The 23,017-nt window shown below is 73.2% G+C and carries 18 protein-coding genes; 13 read left to right on the top strand and 5 right to left on the bottom strand.

Annotated features, from left to right (window positions below):
- The first annotated feature begins 110 nt into the window (after positions 1-110).
- From ACFV57_RS15195 to ACFV57_RS15135, 13 genes are all read left to right on the top strand, one after another.
- A complete protein-coding gene (locus ACFV57_RS15195; protein WP_385231203.1) occupies positions 111-1,241 on the top strand; it encodes a Gfo/Idh/MocA family protein in 1,131 nt (376 codons plus the stop codon).
- A 234-nt stretch (positions 1,242-1,475) separates the two neighbouring features.
- A complete protein-coding gene (locus ACFV57_RS15190; RefSeq protein WP_385230938.1) occupies positions 1,476-2,489 on the top strand; it encodes a sugar phosphate isomerase/epimerase family protein in 1,014 nt (337 codons plus the stop codon).
- A 100-nt stretch (positions 2,490-2,589) separates the two neighbouring features.
- Positions 2,590-5,076, top strand: coding sequence for a PQQ-dependent sugar dehydrogenase (locus ACFV57_RS15185; RefSeq protein ID WP_385230935.1), 2,487 nt, complete (start codon positions 2,590-2,592; stop codon positions 5,074-5,076).
- Positions 5,077-5,231: 155 nt separating this feature from the next.
- The gene (locus tag ACFV57_RS15180) at positions 5,232-6,530 is read left to right on the top strand and encodes a ThuA domain-containing protein (protein WP_385231200.1); all 1,299 of its coding nucleotides are present in this window, start codon (positions 5,232-5,234) and stop codon (positions 6,528-6,530) included.
- Positions 6,527-7,750, top strand: coding sequence for an inositol-3-phosphate synthase (locus tag ACFV57_RS15175; RefSeq protein ID WP_385230932.1), 1,224 nt, complete (start codon positions 6,527-6,529; stop codon positions 7,748-7,750). The genes ACFV57_RS15180 and ACFV57_RS15175 overlap by 4 nt, the downstream gene beginning before the upstream one ends.
- Positions 7,750-9,054, top strand: a complete 1,305-nt coding sequence (locus ACFV57_RS15170; protein ID WP_385231197.1) for an SCO3242 family prenyltransferase — start codon at positions 7,750-7,752, stop codon at positions 9,052-9,054. The genes ACFV57_RS15175 and ACFV57_RS15170 overlap by 1 nt, the downstream gene beginning before the upstream one ends.
- Positions 9,051-10,292, top strand: a complete 1,242-nt coding sequence (locus tag ACFV57_RS15165) for a sugar phosphate isomerase/epimerase family protein (protein WP_385230929.1) — start codon at positions 9,051-9,053, stop codon at positions 10,290-10,292. The genes ACFV57_RS15170 and ACFV57_RS15165 overlap by 4 nt, the downstream gene beginning before the upstream one ends.
- Positions 10,293-10,306: 14 nt before the next feature.
- Positions 10,307-11,215 carry an EboA domain-containing protein gene (locus ACFV57_RS15160; protein WP_385231194.1) on the top strand — a complete coding sequence of 303 codons (909 nt, stop codon included), beginning with the start codon at positions 10,307-10,309 and terminating at the stop codon, positions 11,213-11,215.
- Positions 11,215-12,063: a TatD family hydrolase gene (locus ACFV57_RS15155; RefSeq protein WP_385231191.1), complete on the top strand. Its 849-nt coding sequence runs from the start codon at positions 11,215-11,217 to the stop codon at positions 12,061-12,063. The genes ACFV57_RS15160 and ACFV57_RS15155 overlap by 1 nt, the downstream gene beginning before the upstream one ends.
- Before the next feature lie 235 nt (positions 12,064-12,298).
- Entirely contained in the window at positions 12,299-13,693 is a 1,395-nt protein-coding gene (locus ACFV57_RS15150; protein ID WP_385230926.1) for an alkaline phosphatase family protein, read from the top strand.
- 82 nt (positions 13,694-13,775) lie between these two features.
- Positions 13,776-14,879 carry a sugar phosphate isomerase/epimerase family protein gene (locus tag ACFV57_RS15145; RefSeq protein ID WP_385230923.1) on the top strand — a complete coding sequence of 368 codons (1,104 nt, stop codon included), beginning with the start codon at positions 13,776-13,778 and terminating at the stop codon, positions 14,877-14,879.
- A gap of 85 nt (positions 14,880-14,964) precedes the next feature.
- A complete protein-coding gene (locus tag ACFV57_RS15140; RefSeq protein WP_385230920.1) occupies positions 14,965-15,396 on the top strand; it encodes a chorismate mutase in 432 nt (143 codons plus the stop codon).
- A gap of 166 nt (positions 15,397-15,562) precedes the next feature.
- Entirely contained in the window at positions 15,563-16,213 is a 651-nt protein-coding gene (locus ACFV57_RS15135) for a hypothetical protein (RefSeq protein WP_385230917.1), read from the top strand.
- A gap of 193 nt (positions 16,214-16,406) precedes the next feature.
- Here the strand turns inward: ACFV57_RS15135 and ACFV57_RS15130 are convergent, their stop codons facing one another.
- The 5 genes from ACFV57_RS15130 to frc form a co-directional block, all read right to left on the bottom strand.
- Positions 16,407-17,009, bottom strand: coding sequence for a methyltransferase domain-containing protein (locus tag ACFV57_RS15130; protein WP_385230914.1), 603 nt, complete (start codon positions 17,007-17,009; stop codon positions 16,407-16,409).
- Between the two features lie 43 nt (positions 17,010-17,052).
- Positions 17,053-18,087, bottom strand: coding sequence for an NAD(P)/FAD-dependent oxidoreductase (locus ACFV57_RS15125; protein ID WP_385230911.1), 1,035 nt, complete (start codon positions 18,085-18,087; stop codon positions 17,053-17,055).
- Between the two features lie 141 nt (positions 18,088-18,228).
- A complete protein-coding gene (locus ACFV57_RS15120; RefSeq protein ID WP_385230908.1) occupies positions 18,229-19,593 on the bottom strand; it encodes an OFA family MFS transporter in 1,365 nt (454 codons plus the stop codon).
- A 33-nt stretch (positions 19,594-19,626) separates the two neighbouring features.
- Positions 19,627-21,759, bottom strand: a complete 2,133-nt coding sequence (locus ACFV57_RS15115; protein WP_385230905.1) for an acetate--CoA ligase family protein — start codon at positions 21,757-21,759, stop codon at positions 19,627-19,629.
- The gene (gene frc, locus ACFV57_RS15110; RefSeq protein WP_385230902.1) at positions 21,759-23,015 is read right to left on the bottom strand and encodes a formyl-CoA transferase; all 1,257 of its coding nucleotides are present in this window, start codon (positions 23,013-23,015) and stop codon (positions 21,759-21,761) included. Before frc ends, ACFV57_RS15115 begins: the two co-directional genes overlap by 1 nt.
- Positions 23,016-23,017: the final 2 nt, after the last annotated feature.

The following is a 23,017-nucleotide window of genomic DNA, read 5'->3' as shown; positions in this document are numbered from 1 at the left end:
CGCAGCAACCGACAGCACCACACGCCGAAGACGACGGGGCCCGCGACACCGCACCACGGGGCACGCGGCCGGCCCGACCGCACCGGCAGCGGACCGTACTGGGCGTCGGCATGGTCGGTTACGCCTTCATGGGCGCCGCCCACTCCCAGGGCTGGCGCACCGCGGGCCGCGTCTTCGACCTGCCGCTGCGCCCCGCGATGAACGCGGTCTGCGGCCGGGACCGGGACGCCGTCGCCGCCGCGGCGGCCCGGCACGGCTGGGCCGTCGCCGAGACCGACTGGCGGCGGCTGCTGGAGCGCGACGACGTACAGCTCGTCGACATCTGCACGCCGGGCGAGAGCCACGCCGAGATCGCCGTCGCGGCGCTCGCCGCGGGCAAACACGTCCTGTGCGAGAAACCCCTGGCCAACTCCGTGGCGGAGGCGGAGGCCATGGCAGCCGCCGCCGACACCGCCCGTGCCCGGGGAAATCTCGCCATGGTCGGCTTCAACTACCGCCGCACCCCGGCCGTCGCGCTCGCCCGCCGTATGGTGCGGGACGGCCGGATCGGCACCCTGCGGCACGTACGCGCCACCTATCTTCAGGACTGGCTGGTCGACCCCGAGGCACCCCTGAGCTGGCGGCTGCGCCGGGAACAGGCGGGCTCGGGCGCGCTCGGCGACCTCGGCGCGCACCTCGTCGACCTGGCCCAGCACCTGGCGGGGGAGCCGCTGGCGGGCGTCTCCGCGGTCACCGGCACTTTCGTACGGGAACGGCCGCTGCCCACGGGCGGCCGGGGCACCGTCACCGTCGACGACGCCGCCCTGTTCACCGGCCGTCTCGCCTCCGGCGCGCTCGCCTCCTTCGAGGCCAGCCGGGTCGCCGCGGGCCGCAAGAACGCGCTGCGCATCGAGCTGAACGGGGAGCGCGGCTCGCTCGCCTTCGACCTGGAACGGCTCAACGAACTCTCCTTCCACGACCACACCGAACCGGCCGTCGCGGCCGGGTTCCGCCGCATCCTGGTCACCGAACCCGGCCACCCGTACCTGGAGGCGTGGTGGCCGCCCGGCCACGGCCTCGGCTACGAGCACACCTTCGTCCACCAGGCCCGCGACCTCGTGCACGCCATCGCCGACGGCACCGAACCCGCACCGTCCTTCGCGGACGGGCTCCAGGTGCAGCGGGTGCTGGCGGCCGTGCAGGACAGCGCCGCCAGGAACTGCGCGTACACGCCCGTGCCCGTACCCGCGTCATGGGTCTGAACGTTTCACCGGACGGGGCGTATCGGTTGGAATGGTTGTGCCGGTCGGACCGGTCGGACCGGTCGGACCGGTTGCGCCGGCCGCCGGACCGGCCGGACTGGCCGAACCGGCCGGACTGGCCGGAGTGCCCCACCTGACTCCCCGCTCCCTCTTGTCAGTTGCGGCTCCGCCCCCGATGGTTTCCCTCTCCCCCTCCGCCGCACCGCCCGCCCCGCCAGCCCCGAGGAGGCCCGTATGGCCAGACCGTTCACGCTCTTCACCGGACAGTGGGCGGACCTGCCCCTGGAAGAGGTGTGCCGGCTCGCCCGCGACTTCGGATACGACGGTCTGGAACTCGCCTGCTGGGGAGACCACTTCGAAGTCGACCGGGCGGTCGGAGAGCCCGGCTATCTCGCCACCCGGGGCGAACTGCTCGACAAGTACGGCCTGAAGTGCTGGGCGGTCTCCAACCACCTGGTGGGGCAGGCCGTCTGCGACGCGATCATCGACGAGCGGCACCGCGCCATCCTGCCCGCCCGCGTCTGGGGCGACGGCGAGCCCGAGGGCGTACGGCGGCGGGCCGCGGCGGAGATGGCGGACACCGCGCGCGCCGCCGCGGCCTTCGGCGTACGGACCGTGGTCGGCTTCACCGGTTCCGCCATCTGGCATCTGGTGGCGATGTTCCCGCCCGTACCACCCGGGATGATCGAAGCGGGGTACGCGGACTTCGCGGAACGCTGGGGGCCGGTCCTGGACGTCTTCGACGCGGAGGGCGTGCGCTTCGCCCACGAGGTGCACCCCGGCGAGATCGCCTACGACTACTGGACCGCCCGCCGCGCCCTGGAAGCGGTCGGCAACCGCCCCGCCTTCGGCCTCAACTTCGACCCCAGCCACTTCGTCTGGCAGGACGTCGATCCGGCCGGTTTCCTGTACGACTTCCGGGACCGGATCTACCACGTGGACTGCAAGGAGGCGCGGCGCCGGCTGGACGGCCGCAACGGCCGCCTCGGCTCCCACCTGCCCTGGGGCGACCCGCGCCGCGGCTGGGACTTCGTCTCGGCCGGTCGCGGCGAGGTGCCCTGGGAGGACGTCTTCCGGATGCTGCGCTCGATCGGCTACGAGGGCCCGGTGTCGGTGGAGTGGGAGGACCCGGGCATGGACCGCCTCCAGGGCGCGCCCGAGGCGCTGGCCCACCTCAAGTCGTACGATCACGAGCCGCCCGCCGCCGCGTTCGACGCGGCCTTCGGTGCGGACCCGACCGGCGTGTGAGGGCGGTCCCGTTCGGCGTATGAGGCGGACCCGTCCGGCGCATGAGGGCGGGCAGGGCTGGTTTTGCAAGATCCCACACCCCTCCGCAAGGGAGGCAACCGTGCACCGAAGATCATGCCGAGGCGGCCCGCGCCCGGCACTCGCCCTGTTCGCGAGCGCGCTGCTGGCCGCCACGTCCCTGGCCCTGTCCGGTGGACCGGCCGCCGAGGCCGCTCCGGCCGGGCGCACGGCGGCGACGGCCGCCGCTCCGACGGCCGCGGCCGAGGACTTCCAGCAGGTCACCCTCGCCAAGGGCGAACCGGAGACGGGCGAGCCGATGACGCTCGCCGTCCTCCCCGACCGCTCCGTGCTGCACACCTCACGCGACGGAACGGTTCGCCTGACCGACGCGGGCGGCACCACGAAAGTCGCGGGCAGGCTGCCCGTCTACAGCCACGACGAGGAAGGCCTGCAAGGCGTCGGCATCGACCCCGGCTTCACCGCCAACCGCTTCGTCTACCTCTACTACGCGCCGCCGCTCGGCACCCCGCCGGGCGACGCCCCCGACGAGGGCACCGCCGCGGACTTCGCGAAGTTCGACGGCGTCAACCGCCTCTCCCGCTTCGTGCTGAAGACCGACGGCACCCTGGACACCGGCAGCGAGAAGAAGATCCTGGACGTGCCCGCCTCCCGCGGCATCTGCTGCCACGTGGGCGGCGACATCGACTTCGACGCGCAGGGCAACCTCTACCTGTCCACCGGCGACGACTCCAACCCCTTCGCCTCCGACGGGTTCACGCCCCTCGACGAGCGCGAGATCCGCAACCCCGCCTACGACGCCCAGCGCAGCGCGGGCAACACCGACGACCTGCGCGGCAAGATCCTGCGCATCAAGGTCGGCGCGGACGGCACGTACACCGTTCCCGACGGCAACCTCTTCCCGCCGGGCACGGTAAGGACCCGGCCCGAGATCTACGCGATGGGCTTCCGCAACCCCTTCCGGATGAGCGTCGACAAGCCGACCGGCACCGTCTACGTCGGCGACTACGGCCCCGACGCGGGCGCCGCCGATCCGCAGCGGGGCCCCGCCGGACAGGTCGAGTTCGCCCGCGTCACCGGGCCCGGCAACTACGGATGGCCGTACTGCACCGGCAACAACGACGCCTACGCCGACTACGACTTCGCCACCGAAACCCCGGGCGCCGCCTTCGACTGCGCCGCACCGAAGAACACCTCGCCGCGCAACACCGGCCTGACCGCCCTGCCGGCCGCCCGGCCCGCGTGGATACCGTACGACGGCGGGTCGGTGCCCGAATTCGGCACCGGCTCCGAGTCCCCGATGGCCGGGCCCGTCTACCGCTACGACGCCGCCTCCGCCTCCCAGGTGAAGTTCCCGCAGGCGTACGAAGGGAACTTCTTCGCCGGGGAGTTCGGGCGCCGCTGGATCAAACGCATCGAACAGGCCGGCGACGGCACGGTCCGGTCCATCAACGCCTTCCCCTGGAAGGGCACCCAGGTCATGGACATGGCCTTCGGCCCGGACGGCGCGCTGTACGTCCTGGACTACGGAACCGGCTACTTCAACGGCGACGAGAACTCCGCCCTCTACCGCATCGAGAACGCCACCGGCGGCCACTCACCGGTCGCCGAGGCCAGGGCCGACCGCACCTCCGGGCAAGCGCCGCTGAAAGTGCGGTTCGGCGCCTCGGCCACCGACGCGGACGGCGACACGCTCACGTACACCTGGAACTTCGGCGACGGCACGGCCGCGCACCAGCAGAACCCCACCCACACCTACCGCGGGAACGGCACCTACACCGCGACCGTGACCGCCCGGGACCCCGGCGGCCGGACCGGCACGGCGAGCGTGTACCTGACCGTCGGCAACACCGCGCCCAAGGTCACCCTGCGACTCCCCGGTGACGGACAGCTGTTCACCTTCGGCGACACGGTGCCGTTCGAGGTCGAGGTGAGCGACCCCGAGGACCGGGCCGTCGACTGCGCCCGGGTCAAGGTCACCCACATCCTCGGCCACGACAGCCACGGCCACCCCGTCACCACCGCGAACGGCTGCTCCGGCACCATCCGGACCAGGGCGGACGGCGAACACGACCCCAACGCCAACATCTTCGGGGTCTTCGACGCCGAGTACACCGACCGGGGCGCCAACGGCCAGCCGCCGCTGACCGCCCACGACCAGGCCGTCACCCAGCCCCGGCACCGGCAGGCCGAGCACTTCGGCACCTCACAGGGCGTACGCGTCGTCAGCCACGCACCGGCGCACGGCGGCCGCACGGTCGGCGACATCCACCACGGCGACTGGATCGCGTTCCAGCCCTACATCGTCAAGAACGCGAAGCAGTTCACCGCCCGCGTCTCCTCCGCCGGAGCCGGCGGCACGCTGGAAATCCGTACCGGCCGGGCGGACGGACGGCTGCTCGGCAGCGTCAAGGTACCGGTGACCGGCGGCTGGGAGACCTTCGTCGACGTCGGCACCGCCCTGAACGGCAGCCCGCCCGGCGGCACCACCACGCTGTACCTCGTCTTCAAGGGGAGCGGCACGGGCGCCCTCTTCGACGTGGACGACTTCACCTTCACCACCGGCTGACCCAGGTGGCCACCGGGGCGGGCGGACGGCGCCCGGGACGACCGGACGCGATGCCGCCGGCCGCCCGCCCCGTGGCCGGAGGAAGGAGAACCGACATGTACGCCTGTGCCCGGCCGGCCACCACCGCCATGGTCGCCGCCACCCTGCTGGCGACCATGACCCTGCCCGGCAGCACCCCCCGAGCCCCCGTCGAACGCACGGACAGCCGGGTCCTGGTCTTCTCCAAGACCGCCGGATTCCGGCACGACTCCATCCCCCACGGCATCGCCGCCGTCCAGGACCTCGGCCGGCAGCACGGCTTCACCGTGGACACCACCGAGGACGCCGCCGCCTTCACCGACACCCGCCTCGCGCGCTACGCCGCGGTCGTCTTCCTCTCCACCACCGGCGACGTGCTGCGCCCCGCCCAGCAGCAGGCCTTCGAACGCTACATCGCGCGCGGCGGCGGATACGCAGGCGTACACGCCGCCGCCGACACCGAATACGACTGGCCCTTCTACGGCGGCCTGGCCGGCGCGTACTTCCACTCCCACCCCGCCGTGCAGCCCGCCACCGTACGCGTCGAAGACCGCGCCCACCCGGCCACCGCCCGCCTTCCGGCCGCCTGGGGCCGCACCGACGAGTGGTACAACTACCGCAGCAGCCCGCGCACCCGCGCCCACGTCCTGGCCGCCCTGGACGAGTCCACGTACAGCGGCGGCACGATGCGCGACGACCACCCCATCGCCTGGTGCCAGGAATACCGCGGCGGCCGGGCCTTCTACACCGGAGGCGGACACACCGCGGAATCCTTCTCCGACCCCGCCTTCCGCACGCACCTGCTGGGCGGCCTCCGCTGGGCCACCGGCGCCGCACAGGCCGACTGCCGCCCGGAGAACGGCTACCGGGCACTCTTCGACGGCACCTCGACCCGCGGCTGGAAACAGGCCGGCCCCGGCTCCTTCACCCTGGAGGACGGCACCCTCACCTCCGACGGCGGCATGGGGATGCTCTGGTACGCGGCCCGGGAGTTCGCCTCGTACTCCCTCAAACTGGACTGGAAGATGTCCGGCGCCGACGGCGACGACAACTCCGGCGTCTTCCTCGGCTTCCCGCCCTCCGACGACCCCTGGTCGGCGGTGAACAACGGCTACGAGATCCAGATCGACGCCACCGACGCGCCGGACCGCACCACCGGGTCCGTCTACGCCTTCCGGGCCGCGGACCTCAAGGCGCGCGACGCCGCGCTGAACCCGCCGGGCGAGTGGAACACCTACGAACTGCGGGTCGAGGGCGAACGCCTGCGCGTCCACCTCAACGGCCGCGCGATCAACGACTTCACGAACACGGACCCGGCGCGCAGCCTGCGCCAGGGCCACATCGGCATCCAGAACCACGGTGACCAGGACCGGGTCTCCTTCCGCAACATCCGGGTGAAGGAGCTCGCGGCGGCGGCGAAGGGCGGCAGGGGATGACGGGCGCGGAACGGATGGCGGGGCGCGTGGGGCGTACGGAGGGACGGGAGTACGCGAGAGGGGACGACGGGGGCGGGGGCGGTCGTACGGGGGTGTGGCTGGTCGGGGCGCGCGGATCGGTCGCGACGACCGTGATCGCCGGCTGCGCCGCCGTCGCCGCCGGACTGCACCCGCCGACCGGCATGGTCACCGAGACCGCGCCGTTCGAAGGGGTCCCGCTGCCGCCGCTGTCCTCCCTCGTCTTCGGCGGCCACGACACCGCGTCGTACCCGCTGCCCAAGCGGGCCGAGGAACTGGCCGCGGGCGGCGTGCTCCCGTACGGCCTGCCGCACGCCGTACGCGCCGAACTCGCCGCGGCCGACGAAGCGGTACGGCCCGGCGGCCCGCTCCCCGGCGACGGCCGCGACGACCGGGAACTGGTCACCGCGTTCACTGCCGACCTGCGCGCTTTTGTGCGGACCCATGCCCTGGAGCGGGCGGTCGTCGTCAACGTGGCCTCCACGGAGCCGTCGGCGGGTGGTGAGAGGAGTGGTGGAAGGGCCGAGGGGTGGGGCGGTGCTGTGGACGATCGTCTTCCGGCCAGTTCCCTTTACGCGCACGCGGCGCTGCGCGCGGGCTGCCCGTACGTCAACTTCACGCCGTCCACCGGCCTCCACCACCCGCTGCTCCAGCAGATGGCCGTGTGCAGCGGACTGCCGTACGCGGGCCGGGACGGCAAGACCGGGCAGACCCTCCTGCGCTCCGTGCTCGCCCCGATGTTCGCCCAGCGGGCCCTTGCGGTCCGTGCCTGGTCGGGCACCAACCTGCTCGGCGGCGGCGACGGCGCCACCCTGACCGACCCGGCGGCCGCCGCCGCCAAGAACGCGGGCAAGGCGCGCGTCCTGGCGGACAGCCTCGGCGCGGCACCGCCCGGTGAGGTGCACATCGACAACGTCCCGGCCCTCGGCGACTGGAAGACCGCCTGGGACCATGTCGCCTTCGAAGGCTTCCTCGGCAGCCGCATGATCCTCCAGACCGTCTGGCAGGGCTGCGACTCGGCACTCGCCGCGCCGCTGGTCCTCGACCTCGTCCGCCTGGTGGCCGCCGCGCACGCGGCCGGCCTCTCCGGGCCCCTCACCCCCCTCGGCTTCTACTTCAAGGACCCGGACGGCGGGTCCGCCGCACTGGCCGATCAGTATGCGGCGCTGGTGGCGTTCGCCGACGGTCTTCGGGGGTGTTGATGATGTTTGTGTTGGGTGCGGGTGGTGGGGGCGTTGTTGAGCGCGATTCCTCTGGTTCTGCCGCTGCCGCTGCCGCTGCCGCTGCCGCTGCCGCTGCTTCTGCTTCTGCTTCTGGGCGTGTTTCCGCCTGGGCTGAACTCCTGCGCTTTTCGGCCCTGTTCAGTGTCCCGGGGGATCTGCTGGCGGGAGCCGCGGCGGCCGGATACCGGCCCGGCCGCCGCAGCCTCCTCGCCATCGGCTCGTCCCTCTGCCTGTACGAGGCGGGCATGGCGCTGAACGACTGGGCCGACCGCGCCACCGACGCCGTCGAACGTCCCGGGCGGCCCATTCCGTCCGGCCGCATCAACCCGGTCGCCGCCCTCGGCGCCGCCGCCGGGCTCACGGCGGCGGGCCTCGCCCTGGCGGGAGCGGCCGGCCGCCCGACCCTCGTCACCGCGACCGCGCTCACCGCCACCGTGTGGGCCTACGACCTCCGCCTCAAGAACACCCCGGCGGGCCCCTTCGCCATGGCCTGCGCCCGCGCGCTGGATGTGGTGCAGGGGGCGGTGTCGGCGGTTCCGCTGGGGGAGCGGGCTCGGACGTGGGGGAGCGGGCGGGAGCGGTTGGGGTACGGGTGGGGGCCGGCGGCCGGACGGGCGGCCGGACGGGCGCTGCCGTCGGCCGCGCTGCTGGGCGCCCACACCCTCGCCGTCACCACCGTCTCGCGCCACGAAGCCCAGGGCAGCTCGTCGGCCCTGCCGTTGGCCGCATTGGGGGCGGTGGCGGTGGTAGGCGGAGCGGCGGCCGGACGCCGTGCACCCCGAACGGAAGCACTCGTGGCGACAGCGACCGCGGGGACGCCAGGTGCGGAGGCTCCAAAGGCGGGGACACCAAGGGCGGGGACGCTAAGGGCGGGCGCGTGGCCGGAGGGAACACGGTCTGCGGGCTTTTGGTCTGCGGGCGTGCGGCCTGCAAGCGTGCGGTCTGCAAGCGTGCGGTCTGCGGGCGTGCGACCTGCGTGGACATGGCCTGCGGGGATATGGCCTGCGGGTTCACGGCCTGAGGACGCGCGCCGTCGGCTGTGCACCCTGGCCGGAGCCGCCACCGCGGCCCTCTATGTTGGGGCAGCCGCGCGGCCGCTCTTCCACGCGGCCCTCAACCCCTCCCCGTACCTGCTCCAACGCGCCGTCGGCAGCGGAATCCGCGCCATGATCCCGCTTCAGGCGGCGCTCAGCACCCGTGCCGGCGCACCCGGAACGGGCGCCGCCCTGCTGGCCCTCGCGCCCGCCGCCCGGCGGCTGTCCCGGAAGGTCAGCCCGACATGACGACCACGAACCCCAGGCCGACCACGAACCCCAGACCGACCACGAACCCCAGACCGACCACGAACTCCAGGCCGACCACGAACCCCAGACCGACCACGAACTCCAGGCCGACCACGAACCCCAGGCCGGCAACGAACCCGCTGCGCCTGGCCTACGGCACCAACGGCCTGACCGACCTCCGGCTGACCGACGCGCTCGCCCTCCTCGCCGACCTCGGCTACGACGGCGTCGCCCTCACCCTCGACCACATGCACCTGGACCCGCTGGCCCCGGACCTCCCCTCACGCACCGCTCGACTGGCACGCCGGCTCGACGCTCTGGGCCTGGCCGCTGCCGTCGAAACCGGCGCCAGGTACGTCCTCGACCCCCGCCGCAAGCACCACCCCTCGCTCCTCGATCCCGACCCGGACGCCCGCGCGGCCCGCGTCGGCCTGCTCCGCACCGCGGTCCGCGTCGGCGCGGACCTGGGCGCCACGGCCGTGCACTGTTTCAGTGGCGTCCGGCCCACCGGCACGCCGGAGTCCACCGCCTGGCAACGCCTCGCGGGCGCGCTCGCCCCCGTACTCGACGCGGCCGCCACCGCCCGCGTCCCCCTCACCGTCGAACCCGAACCGGGCCACCTCCTCTCCGACCTCACCGGCTTCCACCGCCTGCGCGCGGCACTCGCCGGCGCCCACGCCCGAACCACCCCGAACCGACCGGCCGTCCCGGACACCGCCGGTGCCCCCGACGCGTTCGGTGCCCCCGACGAGTCCGGTATCCCGGGGGAGCCTGATACTCCCGACGCGCTCGGTGCCCCGCCCGCCGATGTCCTCGGTCTGACCCTGGACATCGGCCACTGCCAGTGCTCGGAATCCGACCCGCCCGCGGCATGTGTCCGTGCGGCCGCGCCCTGGCTGCGACACGTCCAGATCGAGGACATGCGGCGCGGCGTGCACGAGCACCTCCCGTTCGGAGCGGGCGAGATCGACTTCCCGCCGGTCCTGGCAGCCCTCCGGGACACCGGCTACCAGGGCCTGGTCAGCGTCGAGTTGCCCCGCCACTCCCACGCGGGCCCGTACCTCGCCCGTACCTCCCTCTCCTTCCTGCGCGCCGCAGAATCGGTACACCTGTCCCACGAGCCGTCACGCCCCACCCACCCGTCACGCCCCACCGAAGCGGTACGACATTCCGAACCGGCATGCCCCGCCGCCCCGTTGGGCCCACCCACCCCGAGCGCCGGAGGACCGCGATGCTGACGCCGGAAGCCTGGATGGCCAAGCTGCACAAGGCCCTGCGCGACCGGCTCGGCGGCGCCGCGCGCGCCTGGCTCGACGAGGCGCTGGACGAAGCGCACGCCGAAGCCGCCCTCACCGCCCACCACACCTCCAGCTCTTCGCAGCCCCTGGAGCCCCTGGAGCCCCCGGCCCCTGCGACACCCACAGACCCCGCGACACCCACAACATCCCCGGCCCCAGCCCCCGCCACGAACCGCGGTGACCTCTCCTACACCGCGTACGCCCTGCCCGTGTGGGAGATGCGCTTCGCCTCGGCGGGACGGCACTGCACCCGCCGCGAGCCGCCGCACGCGCGGGACCCGGAGGCGGCCGAGGCCGCCCGTATCCTGCTGCTGCACACGGCCCGCGCCGACGCCCGCACCGTCACCCGGCTCTACGAGCACGGCACCGCCGCCGAACGCCGCGCCGTGCTCATGGCGCTGCCCCACCTCGACCTCGGTCCGAGCGCCCGGCCGCTCGTCGAGGACGCGCTGCGCACCGACGACACCCGGCTGGTCGCCGCAGCCGTGGGCCCGTACGCCGCCCGCTACCTCGATCCGCACGCCTGGCGGCACGCCGTGCTGAAGTGCCTGTTCACCGGTGTCCCGGTGGCTGCCGTGGCCGATCTGGCCGAACGCGCCCGCGGGGACACGGAGCTGGGCCACATGCTCGCCGCGTACGCCCGTGAGCGCACCGCCGCGTACCGCCCCGTACCCGCCGATCTCCGGCGCGTCCTGGACCTCACCGCCCAGCCCGCGTCCGCCGCCCCTGCCGCACCCTCCTCCCCGCCCGCTCCGGCACCCACGTCCGCATCCGCACCTGAACCCGCACCCACACCTGAACCCGCTTTCCCCTTCCCGTCCCCGCCCCGTATCGCGCCCCCGGCACGCGAGGAGCCCCGATGATGCGCATCTTCGACCCGCACATCCACATGACCTCCCGCACCACGGACGACTACGAAGCCATGTACGCCGCGGGTGTCCGCGCCGTCGTCGAGCCCTCCTTCTGGATGGGGCAGCCCCGCACCTCACCCGCCAGCTTCTTCGACTACTTCGACTCCCTTCTGGGCTGGGAACCCTTCCGCGCCGCCCAGTACGGCATCGCCCACCACTGCACGCTCGCCCTCAACCCCAAGGAGGCGAACGACCCCCGCTGTACCCCCGTCCTCGAAGCCCTGCCCCGCTACCTCGTAAAAGACCCGGTCGTCGCCGTCGGCGAGATCGGCTACGACTCGATGACCCCCGCCGAGGACACCGCCCTCGCCGCCCAGCTCCAGCTCGCCGCGGACCACGGCCTGCCGGCCCTCGTCCACACCCCCCACCGCGACAAGGCGGCGGGCCTCAGCCGCACCCTCGACGTCCTGCGCGAATCCGCACTGCCCCCCGATCACGTCGTCCTGGACCATCTCAATGAGACAACGGTAGGGCAGGCCACTGACAGTGGCTGCTGGCTGGGCTTTTCCATCTATCCGGACACCAAGATGGACCCGGGCCGCATGGTGCGCATCCTGCGTCTGCACGGCACCGACCGGGTGCTGGTCAACTCCGCCGCCGACTGGGGCCGCAGCGACCCGCTGAAGACGCGGCGTGTCGGTGAGGCGATGCTGGCCGCCGGTTTCACCGAGGACGACGTGGACCGGGTCCTGTGGCGCAACCCCGTCGAGTTCTACGGCCGCAGCGGGCGCCTGGACCTCAGCACCCCGGCGCCGGGCGCCCTGCACGAGGGCAACTCCATCCTCCGCGGCGGGGAATGAGGCAGACGACGGGACATGCGCCTGAGGCTGCACCCCGACGGCCGGCTGCACGCCATCGGCGACTGCGGGACTGCGGGACTGCGGGACTGCGGCGAACGCGACGCCCTCGGCGCCCCGGCGAGGCATCAGTTCGCCTCACCCCCGAACCCGCCCCCGCCGCCAAATCCGCCCTCTCCGCGGCCCCCGAACCCGCTAGCCGACCCCGGACCCACGGAACTCGACCCCAAGGGACCCCATGAGCGCAGCCCCGAACCGCCTGCTCGTCCTCGACGTCGTCGGTCTCACCCCCCGCCTCCTCGCGCACATGCCGCACCTCAAGGCGCTCGCGGACTCCGGTGCGTCCACGCCGCTGGACACCGTGCTGCCCGCCGTCACCTGCACGGTCCAGTCCACCTTTCTCACCGGCACGACTCCCGCCCGGCACGGCATCGTCGGCAACGGCTGGTACTTCCGGGACGTCGGCGAGGTCCACCTCTGGCGCCAGCACAACGCCCTCGTCACGGGCGACAAGATCTGGGACGCCGCCCGCCGCGAACACCCCGGCTACACGGTCGCCAACGTCTGCTGGTGGTACGCCATGGGCGCCGGCACCGACTGGACCGTCACCCCGCGCCCCGTCTACTACGCCGACGGCCGCAAGGAACCCGACTGCTACACCCGGCCGCCGTCCCTCCACGACGAACTCACCGGCCGCTTCGGCACCTTCCCCCTCTTCACCTACTGGGGCCCCACCGCATCGCTCCCCTCCTCGCAGTGGATCACCGACGCGACCCGCCACCTGCTGCGCACCCGCCGCCCCGACCTCACCCTCTGCTACCTGCCGCACCTCGACTACGACCTCCAGCGCTACGGCCCCGACGACCCGCGCGCCGCGGCAGCCGCCGCCGCGCTCGACACCGTCATCGGCCCCCTCCTGGCCGACGCCCGCGACGAGGACGTCACCGTCGTCGCCCTGTCCGAATACGGCATCCGCCCCGTCCGCCGGCCCGTGGACGTCAACCGCGCCCTGCGCCGCGCCGGCCTGCTGGAAGTGCACACACAGGACGGCATGGAATACCTGGACCCCACCGCTTCCCGGGCCTTCGCCGTCGCCGACCACCAGATCGCCCACGTCTACGTACGCGACCCGGAAGACCTCGCCGCCACCCGCGCGGCCCTGGCCGGACTGCCCGGCCTGGACCGGCTGCTCGACGACGAGGGCAAGAAAGCACACGCCCTCGACCACCCCCGCTCCGGCGAACTCGTCGCCCTCGCCGAGCCCGACGCCTGGTTCACGTACTACTACTGGCTCGACGACGCCCGCGCCCCCGACTTCGCGCGCCTCGTCGACATCCACCGCAAACCCGGCTACGACCCGGCCGAACTCTTCATGGACCCCCGCGACCCGTACGTACGCCTGCGCGCGGCGACCGCACTGGCCCGCAAGAAGGCCGGGATGCGCTACCGCATGGCGGTCGTCCCGCTCGACCCAGCGCCCGTACGCGGCAGCCACGGCCTGTTGCCCGCCGCCGGAGCCGACCCCGCCGACGGCCCCGTCCTCATCTGCTCCGCCCCCGACGCACCCCTGCACACCCCCTTCTCCGCCACCGACGTGAAGTCCCTGCTCCTTCATCTTGCCCGCACCCACTGACAACGCGGCTCGCACGAGCACGAGCACGACCACCACCCCACCCCACCACCACTTCACCCCCACTCCAAGGAGCCCGCCCGCCATGACCCCTCGCCCGCACCACCACGACCCCCGGCAAGCCGCCTTGAGACGGACCCTGCACCGCCGCGGCTTCCTCGGTGTGGCCGCCGGCGCCTCCGCCGCAGCCCTCCTCGGCACCGCGACCGGCCCCGCACACGCCGCCCGGACCGGCACGGAGCCCGCCACCCCGCCGACCCCCGCCCGGCACCCCCACCACCGCCCCGTACTCCCGCCCGGCCGCCTCGGCATCCAGCTCTACACACTCCGCGACCAGACCGCGTCCCTCGGCTTCGCCCGGGTCTTCGAGGAACTCGCCCGCCACGGCTACGACGAGGTCGAGCTCGCCGGCTACACCCAGGGCTCCGCCGGCGCGATCACCCTGCCCCGGCTCCGGCGGCTCCTCAGGGACAACGGCCTGCGCGGCATCGGCAGCCACGTCGGGTACGCCTCCGCCGACCCCACCGCGTACACGTTCGCCACCAGCCTGGCCCGGGTCCTCGACGACGCCGGGGCCCTCGGGCTGCCGTACATCGGCACGCCCTCCGTCCCCGACCGTTACGGCAACACCGTGGACGCCTGGAAACGGGCCGCCGCCGAATTCAACGCGTACGGCGCTGCCGCCCGTGCCCGCGGAATGCGTTTCTACCACCACAACCACGCCGAGGAATTCGCCTTCGCCACCGACGACCCACGCGTCCGCCTTTACGACGTGCTGCTCGCGGAGACCGACCCCGATCTCGTTTTCTTCGAGATGGACATCTTCTGGGCCTATGTCGCCCAGTACCGGTTCTCCCGGCGCCCGGACGGCACTCCCGCGCCCTTCGAACCGCTCGACTACGTCCTGAAGGCGCCCGCCCGCTACCCCCTCTTCCACGTGAAGGACGGCGAACACGACACCGCCACCCAGGACGGCTACCGCATGGTGGACGTCGGCGACGGCGACATCGACTACCGCAGCTTCCTCGCCGCGGTGGAGCGCCGCAGGGGCCGTCGCTCCGCCCACTGGATCGTCGAGCGCGACGACGCCGTGGACCCGGCCGCCAACCCGGCCGGCTCCCTGTCGACCGCCCGCCGCTCCGCCCGCCATCTGCGGAGCCTGCGCGCGCCGTGCGGTTCACACGGTTAAGCCGTATGCCCGCGGCCGGGTAGTGTGCACAGGATCAGCACTGCCCGACCGGGGTGGCCGGTACGACCAGATTGGCGAGACGTACATGAGCGAGGGGACCGCACCACAGGCGGGCGACGCGACCTCCGTCGCCGACGAGGAGGCGCGCGAGCGCCTGATCTACCTGCGCGGCAGCATCGACAATCTGGACGCCGCACTGGTCCACCTGCTCGCCGAGCGCTTCAAGTGCACCCAGCAGGTCGGTGAACTCAAGGCCCGCCACAACCTCCCGCCCGCCGACCCGGCCCGTGAGGCCACCCAGATCGCCCGGCTGCGGAAACTGGCCGAGGACGCCAAACTGGATCCGGCCTTCGCCGAGAAATTCCTGAATTTCATCATCGGAGAGGTGGTCCGCCACCACAAGGCCATCGCGAACCAGGGATACGCGGAGCCGGAAGAGACTCCCGCGAAGCCGGAAGATTCCGCCGGGGCGCCGGTGGAGACTCCCGAGGTGTCGGTCCCCGTCGTCGAGCACTGACCCGACGGCCGGCGAACAGGAATTCCCCCGGCGTTCCGTACAACCCTTGCCGGTGATCGGCGGTCATCGTCCCCGTCACGGCATGTCACGACGCCATGCCCGTAGCGGCGTGGTAGCCGTACTGCCGTCGTATCCGTACCGGAGCCGTTTCCGTACTGGGGGAACCATGCACCGCACCACCGTCACCGCCGCCGCCCTCGCGGCGCTCTGCCTCGGGCTCACCGGCTGCCAGTCCTCGGGGAGTGCCGACGGCAGCGGAGCTTCGGCCACGAAAGCCGGGGCGGGGCCGAGCGTTGCCGCGGAGACCACGCCGGGCCCCGCCCCGGCCCGCAGGGCCACGCTGCCCGACCTGGTGGGCAAGGGGCTGCAGAGCGCGCAGGACGCGGCGCAGGCGGCCGGGTTCCGGGTGCTGCGCAGCCACGACGCGCTCGGGCGCGGGCGTATGCAGGCGCTGGACCGGAACTGGAAGGTCTGTACGCAGACGCCCGGCCCCGGCGTGGCCGACACCCGTAAGACGGTGGACTTCGGCGCGGTGAAGCTGGCGGAGACCTGCCCCAGGTCCGACGCCGGGGCCGGACCGGACGTGTCCGCCGCGGCCGGAGCGCCCATGCCCGACTTCCGGGACAAGTCGGTGAAGGTGGCCCGGCGCGCTCTCGATGCGGGGACGAGCATCACGGTCAAGGACGCTTCGGCGAAGAAGCGGATGGTCCTCGTCGAATCCCACTGGAAGGTCTGCCGTCAGAGCCCGGCGGCGGGCACGAAGCTGGACGGGCAGCCCGTGACGCTGGAGGCGGTGAAGTTCGAGGAGGCGTGCTGAACGCCCCACCGCCGAACGCCCCGCGCCGCCGCCCCACCGCCGAACGCCCCGCGCCGCCACCCGACCGCCCAACGCCCCGCGCCGCCGCCCTACTTCCGACCCTCCCGCCGCTGAAGACCTCCTGCGTCACGGCCTCCGAGGGCTGTTACGGCCCCGAGGCGGGCTGTTACGGCCCCGGAGCCCCGGAGCCCGGTCAGCGCAGGCGCCGCGCCCGCAGGACCGTGTCGTGAGTGTGGTGCGTGCCGGCGGGGGCGGGCGCGGTGCGCGGGCGGGTTTCGTCGGTCAGGACCGTCCAGGTGTGGTCGAGGAGCGCGGCGACCTCGTCGGGCCGGTAGAAGTCCGCGGGGTCGAAGTCGAGCTCCGGGCGCGGGGGCAGGTCGGCGAGGTCGTGGCCGACGAAAAGCAGGGTGCCACCGGGTGCGACGGCGTCCAGCAGGTGGCGCAGCGCGGTGTGGTCCGGTTGGCGCGGAAGCGGGAAGTACTGGGCGGACACCAGGTCGAACGCCCCGCCCGGGGGCGGTGTGACGGTCAGGTCGGCCCGGGCCCAGGCGACGCGCCCGGCGGCGTCGGCGGCCGCGTCGGCGGCGCGCCGCAGGGCGACTTCGGAGATGTCGACCGCGGTGACCTGCCAGCCCTGCCGGGCGAGCCACCGGGCGTCGGCGCCTTCGCCGCACCCGACGTCGAGTGCCTGCCCCGGCGGGAAGCCGGTCATCTCGGTGACGAGTACACCGTTGGGTGCGCCGCTGAAGAGCTGGTCGCTGCTGCCGTACCGCTCGTCCCAGAACTGGGCGTCCATGAGTTTCTCCTGTCGGTGGTGCGGGGGCTGGTGTGGTGACCGGTCACAGGCCGTGGCGCCGGTCGCCGGCGACCAGTTCGCAGACGCGGGCTTCCGATGCGGCCGAGAAGGGGCCGCTGTGGGCGCGCACCGCGCGGCGGGTGTCCTCGGCGACGAGGTCGGCGTTGATCGCCGCTCCGGCGGCCGAACCGGCGGCGGCTGACGCGAGAACGTTCGCGGTGGGGTCGGCGACGTTGCCCGCCACCCACACGCCGGGGACCGAGGTGCGGCCCGCGGGGCCGGCGTCGATGTACGCGCCCAGGCCCATCGGGTGCGGGGTGGGCTCCAGCCCGAGGGAGGCCAGGGTCTCCGCGCGCGGTACGGCGCGCGGCGCCACGGTCAGCGCTTGCAGCGGGACCAGTTCGCCGTTGTCCAGGCGGACACCGGTGAGCTGGTCCTCGGCGGTTTCCAGGCCGGTCACCCGGCCGTCCACGACCGCGATCCCGCGTGCGGCCAATTGCTCGGCCTCCTCCGGGGTGGGGCGGGGACCGGTGTGCAGCAGGAGGGTGAGCCGGTTGGTCCACTGGCGGAACAGCAGCGCCTGGTGCACGCCCAGCGGGCCGGTGGACAGGACGCCGACCGGCAGGTCGCGGACCTCCCAGCCGTGGCAGTACGGACAGTGCAGCACGTCGCGCCCCCACCGCGGCGCCAGGCCGGGCACGTCGGGCAGTTCGTCGGTCATTCCGGCGGTCACCAGCAGCCGCCGGGCCCGTACGATACGGCCGGAGTCGACTGTGACCGCGAACCCGTCGCCGTCCCGTGCCGCCGTCCGCGCCCGGCCGGGGTGCACCTCGACCCCGTAGCCGGCCACTTCCCGCCGTCCCGCCTCCAGCAGCTGACCGGGCGGCAGGCCGTCCCGGGTCAGGAAGCCGTGCTGGTGCGCCGCCGGAGCGTTGCGGGGTTCACCGCTGTCGATCACCAGGACCGACCGCCGGGCGCGTCCCAGCATGAGCGCTCCGCTCAGGCCCGCCGGGCCGCCACCGACGATCACCACGTCGTACGTGCCACCGCTGTCGGGGCGGGGCAGTTGTTCGGTCATCTCGACCACCTCCGCCCCCAAGCTGCCCCGCCCTGTGGCAAAGGGGCAAAGTTCTTTGCGGAAACCGCAAAAAGCGTGGGCGCGCGCTTCCCCATCGAGGCCCTGCACCAGCCGGCCCACGGCCCTTCACCAGGAGCGTCCTCACCCCTGCCCGGCCACCACCCCCTTCCCCGCCGGCCGCCGCAGCAGCAGTGACAGGCCCGCCGCCAGCAGGCCCACGCACCCCGCCACCGCGTACGCGCCCTCGTACCCCCAGGCCGCCACCACCGACGCGCCGATGCCGCCGCCCAGAAGGCCGGAGACCAGTTTCGAGCTGTAGACGAGGCCGTAGTTCGACGCGTTGTTGTTCTCGCCGAAGTAGTCCGGGACGAGGGCCGCGAAGAGCGGGAAGAACGCGCCGCCGCCGAAGCCGGATATGAAGGCGAAGACGAGGAACAGGGGCTCGTCGGCGCTTTCCCCCGCCCACAGCACGCCGAACTGGGCGAGCCCCAGGACCAGGCACACGTACGTCAGCGTCACCCGCCGCCCCAGCCGGTCCGAGAGCCAGCCGACCACGCCCCGGCCCGTCCCGTTGACCACCGACATGATGCCCATCGAGGACGCCGCCACCAGCGGCCCGAACCCGGCGTTCTTGGCGAACGGCACCTGGAAGGAGATACCGAAGATCGAGACGCCTGCGGTGCACAGCAGGCACACCCACATCAGCGGCAGCATGCCCGTACGGAGGGCCTCGCGCGGGGTGAACTGCGCCGCGGCGGGCGGGTTTCTGCGCAGCGCGGCGGAGGTCCGGCTGCCGCGCGGCACGGCCAGGGGATCGACGTGCGCGGGCCACCAGTTCTTCGGCGGGTCCTTGAAGAACAGGCCCGTCACGGCGGTCAGCAGCAGGACGTACAGACCGACCGCGTCCAGGACGACCTGGAAGTCGCCGGGGTCGAAGCCGTAGGAGAACAGGAAGATGAAGGGCACCGCGCCGTACGCGAAGCCGCCGTTGACGAAGCCGGTCTTGCCGCCGCGCCGTTCCGGATACCACTTGCCGACCATGTTGATGCAGGTCGCGTAGACCAGTCCGGCGCCGGTGCCGCCCAGCACACCGAAACCGCCGATCGCCCACCAGATGTCCCGGGCGTGGCTCAGGGCAAGGAAACCGGTCAGGGACAGTACGGACCCGCAGAGCATCGCCGCCCGGCTGCTGAGCAGCCCCTTCTCCCGCAGCCTGCCCGCGGGGAAGGCCACCGCCGCCTGGAAGAAGACCCAGACGCTCAGCACCCAGAAGGTGTCGGTGTGTGTCCAGTGGTGCGCCGCGGAGAGGGTGGACTCCGCGGCCCCGAAGGCGTACTCGAAGATGCTGATGCCGAGCATCGCGATCCACGGCAGCAGCACCATGGTCCACCGCGGGTGGCCGAGCAGCTGCCGGTCCGTCTCGCCCAGGCGGTAGACCCGGCCCTGCGCGTCACGGACACAGGTGAACGCGGCGCGACCGCCGCGTTCGGCGTTCTGAGTTGTCACCGCACATCGCCTCCCATCACCAAGCGGCCCGCGTCACAGCCGGCCCGCGGCCCGTGCCCAGCGGTACTTCGCCCCCAGCACCGCCACCGGCTTCTCGGTCGTGTACGGGTACGCCACCACGCCCCGCCCGAAGAGGTACGCGCCCGCCTCCGCCACCTCGGTGTCCCCGGCCAGTGACGCCACCACCGGCTTCTCGACGCCCGCCGCCCGGAACTCCGCGACCACCCGCGCCGTCAGCTCCGCGAACACCATCGGCGGGGTGATGACGGTGTGCCAGTAGCCGAGGACCAGGGCGTGGACGCGGGGGTCCTCCATGGCGAGCCGGATGGTGGCCTCGTACGTGGCGGGCGGCTCGCCGCCCGTGATGTCCACGGGGTTGCCGGACGCCCCGAAGGGCGGGATGAACCGCCGGAAGGCCGCGTCCAGGTCGTCCGGAACGTCCATCAGGTGCAGCCCGTGGTCGACGGCCGCGTCGGAGAGCAGCACGCCGGAGCCGCCCGCACCCGTGATGATCAGGACGTTCTCGCCCTTCGGCGTGGGCAGGACCGGCAGCGCACGCGCGTACTCCAGCATCTCGTCGAGCCCCGGCGCCCGGATGACGCCCGCCTGCCGCAGGATGTCGTCGTAGACCGCGTCGTCACCGGCCAGCGCGCCCGTGTGCGACCCGGCGGCGCGGGCGCCCGCGCCGGTCCGCCCCGCCTTCAGCACCACGACGGGCTTCTCGCGCACGGTCTCCCGCGCCGCCGCCACGAACGCCCGGCCGTCCTTCAGGTCCTCCAGGTGCATCGCGATGCTGCGGGTGTGCGGGTCCTGCGCGAAGTACGTGAGGAGGTCGTCCTCGTCCACATCCGCCTTGTTGCCGAGCCCGACGATCGCCGAGACGCCCGTCCGGGTGGCGCGCGCGAAGCCCAGGACGGCCATGCCGATGCCGCCGGACTGCGAGGTCAGCGCGACCGGGCCACGGACGTCGTACGGGGTGCAGAACGTGGCGCACAGGCCCTGCCGGAGCGAGTAGTAGCCGTAGATGTTCGGCCCGAGCAGCCGCGTCCCGTACTTCTCGGCGATGGCCACGAGCCGTTCCTGCAGGGCGTGTTCACCGGTCTCGGCGAAGCCGGAGGGGATCAGTACGGCGTTCGGGATGCCCTTGCGCCCCACCTCCTCCAGGGCCGCGGGCACCAGCCGCGCCGGAATGGCGAAGACCGCCACGTCGGCCCCGTCCGGCACGTCCGCGACGGACCGGTACGCCGTCCGGCCGAGGAGGACGCCGCCCTTCGGGTTCACCGGGTGGACCGCGCCCTCGAAACCGCCGTCGAGCAGGTTGCGCAGCACCGAGTGGCCGATCTTCCCCGGCTCGCCGGAGGCGCCGATGACGACCACCGAACGCGGCCGCATCAGCCGCTCCATCGAGGCGAGGATCTCCTCCTTGGTGTACCGGCGGCGCCGCGGGGGCGGCCCGTCACCGAGCACGACGCGTACATCGGCGGCCAGCGCCCCGTCCGGGAAGGCGAACACCGGGTTCAGGTCGACCTCGGCGATCTCGGGGAAGTCGGCCGCCAGCCGGGACGCCCGGACGATCAGATCGGCGAGCGCCGCACGGTCCACGGCGGGCCCGCCCCGGACGCCGCGCAGCACCTCGGCCGCGCGGATGCCGTCCAGCATGGATTCCGCGTCCGCCGCCGAGGCCGGCGCGAGCCGGAAGGTGACGTCCTTGAGCACCTCCACCAGCACCCCGCCGAGCCCGAAGGCGACGACCTTCCCGAAGGTCGGGTCGGTGACCGTGCCGACCAGCACCTCCAGCCCGCCCGGAGGCACCATCTGCTGCACGAGTACGCCCTCGACGCGGGCCTGCGGGGCGTACGCGCGGGCGTTCGCCACGATCGCCGTGAACGCGTCGCGCACCTCGGCCGCCGAGGACAGGCCCACCCGTACGCCGCCCGCGTCCGTCTTGTGCGGGATGTCCGGCGAGACGATCTTCAGTGCGACCGGTCCGCCGATCCGGTCGGCGAGCGCCACCGCCTCGTCCGGCGTCCCGGCCACCCCCTCGGACGGGGTAGCGATGCCGTACGCGTCCGCGAGCAGCCTGCCCTCGGGCGCGGTCAGCGTCGTACGGCCGGCCGCCCGCGCGGACCTGAGAACCGCGGCCGCGCGCTCCTTGTGGTCTCCCATCAGATGACTCCGTTCGCCTTGAGCAGCCGCAGTTCCCCGGCGTCGAGCCCCAGCTCGCCGCCGTACACCTCGTCGTTGTGCTCGCCGAGCAGCGGGGAGCGGTCGATCTCGACGGGGGAGTCGGACAGCTTCAGCGGCGATCCGACGGTCGTGAACGAGCCGCGCCGCGGATGCCGGACCCGGACGATCATGCCGTCCGCGGCCAGCGCGGCGTCCTGGACGAGCTCCCTGGTGGACAGGACCGGGCCGCACGGGATGTCGTGCGCGGTCAGCCGCTCCAGCACCTCCCACTTGGGCAGCGTGACGCTCCACTCCTCGATGAGCTGGAACACCTTCGCCAGCTTCGGCAGCCGCGCGGCCGGCGTCGCCCACTCGGGGTCCGCCGCCAGCTCGGGACGCCCGATCAGCTCCGCGAGCGGCCGCCAGCCGGCCGGCTGCACGATGACGTACACATAGTCGTTGGGGCCGCCGGGCGCGCACCTGACCGCCCAGCCGGGCTGCCCGCCGCCGCTGGCGTTGCCGCTGCGCGGCACCTCGTCCCCGAAGTCCTCGTTCGGGTACTCCGGCAGCGGGCCGTGCTCCAGCCGCTGCTGGTCCCGGAGCTTGACCCGGCACAGGTTGAGCACGGCGTGCTGCATCGCGACCTGTACGCGCTGGCCGCGGCCGGTGTGTTCGCGCTGGTAGAGCGCCGCGAGGATGCCGGCGACGCAGTGCACGCCGGTCCCCGAATCGCCGATCTGCGCGCCGGTCGCCAGCGGCGGGCCGTCCGCGAAGCCGGTGGTCGACATCGACCCGCCCATGGCCTGCGCGACGACCTCGTACGCCTTGAACCTGGTGTACGGGCCGTCGCCGAAGCCCTTGATCGACGCGTACACGATCCGCGGGTTGATCTCCCGGACGCGCTCCCAGGGGAAGCCCATCCGGTCCACGGCGCCCGGCCCGAAGTTCTCCACCAGCACGTCCGAGCGGCGGATCAGCTCGGTCAGCAGCTCCTTGCCGCGGTCGGTCTTCGTGTTGAGGGTGATGCTGCGCTTGTTGCAGTTGAGCATCGTGAAGTAGAGGGAGTCCACGTCCGGGAGGTCGCGCAGCTGGCCGCGCGTGACATCGCCGGTGACCGCCTCCAGCTTGACGACGTCCGCGCCGAGCCAGGCGAGCAGCTGCGTGGCCGACGGCCCCGACTGTACGTGCGTCATGTCCAGGATCCGGACGCCGGCCAGCGCCTTCGCGCCGGCCTCCGGAGCTGTGGGGGTGCTCATCG

Origin of the sequence: Streptomyces sp. NPDC059788 (assembly GCF_042732265.1) — a bacterium.
Taxonomy (GTDB): Bacteria; Actinomycetota; Actinomycetes; order Streptomycetales; family Streptomycetaceae; genus Streptomyces.
The sequence above is the reverse complement of the archived record's forward strand: the minus strand, read 5'-3'. Positions and strand labels throughout refer to the sequence as shown.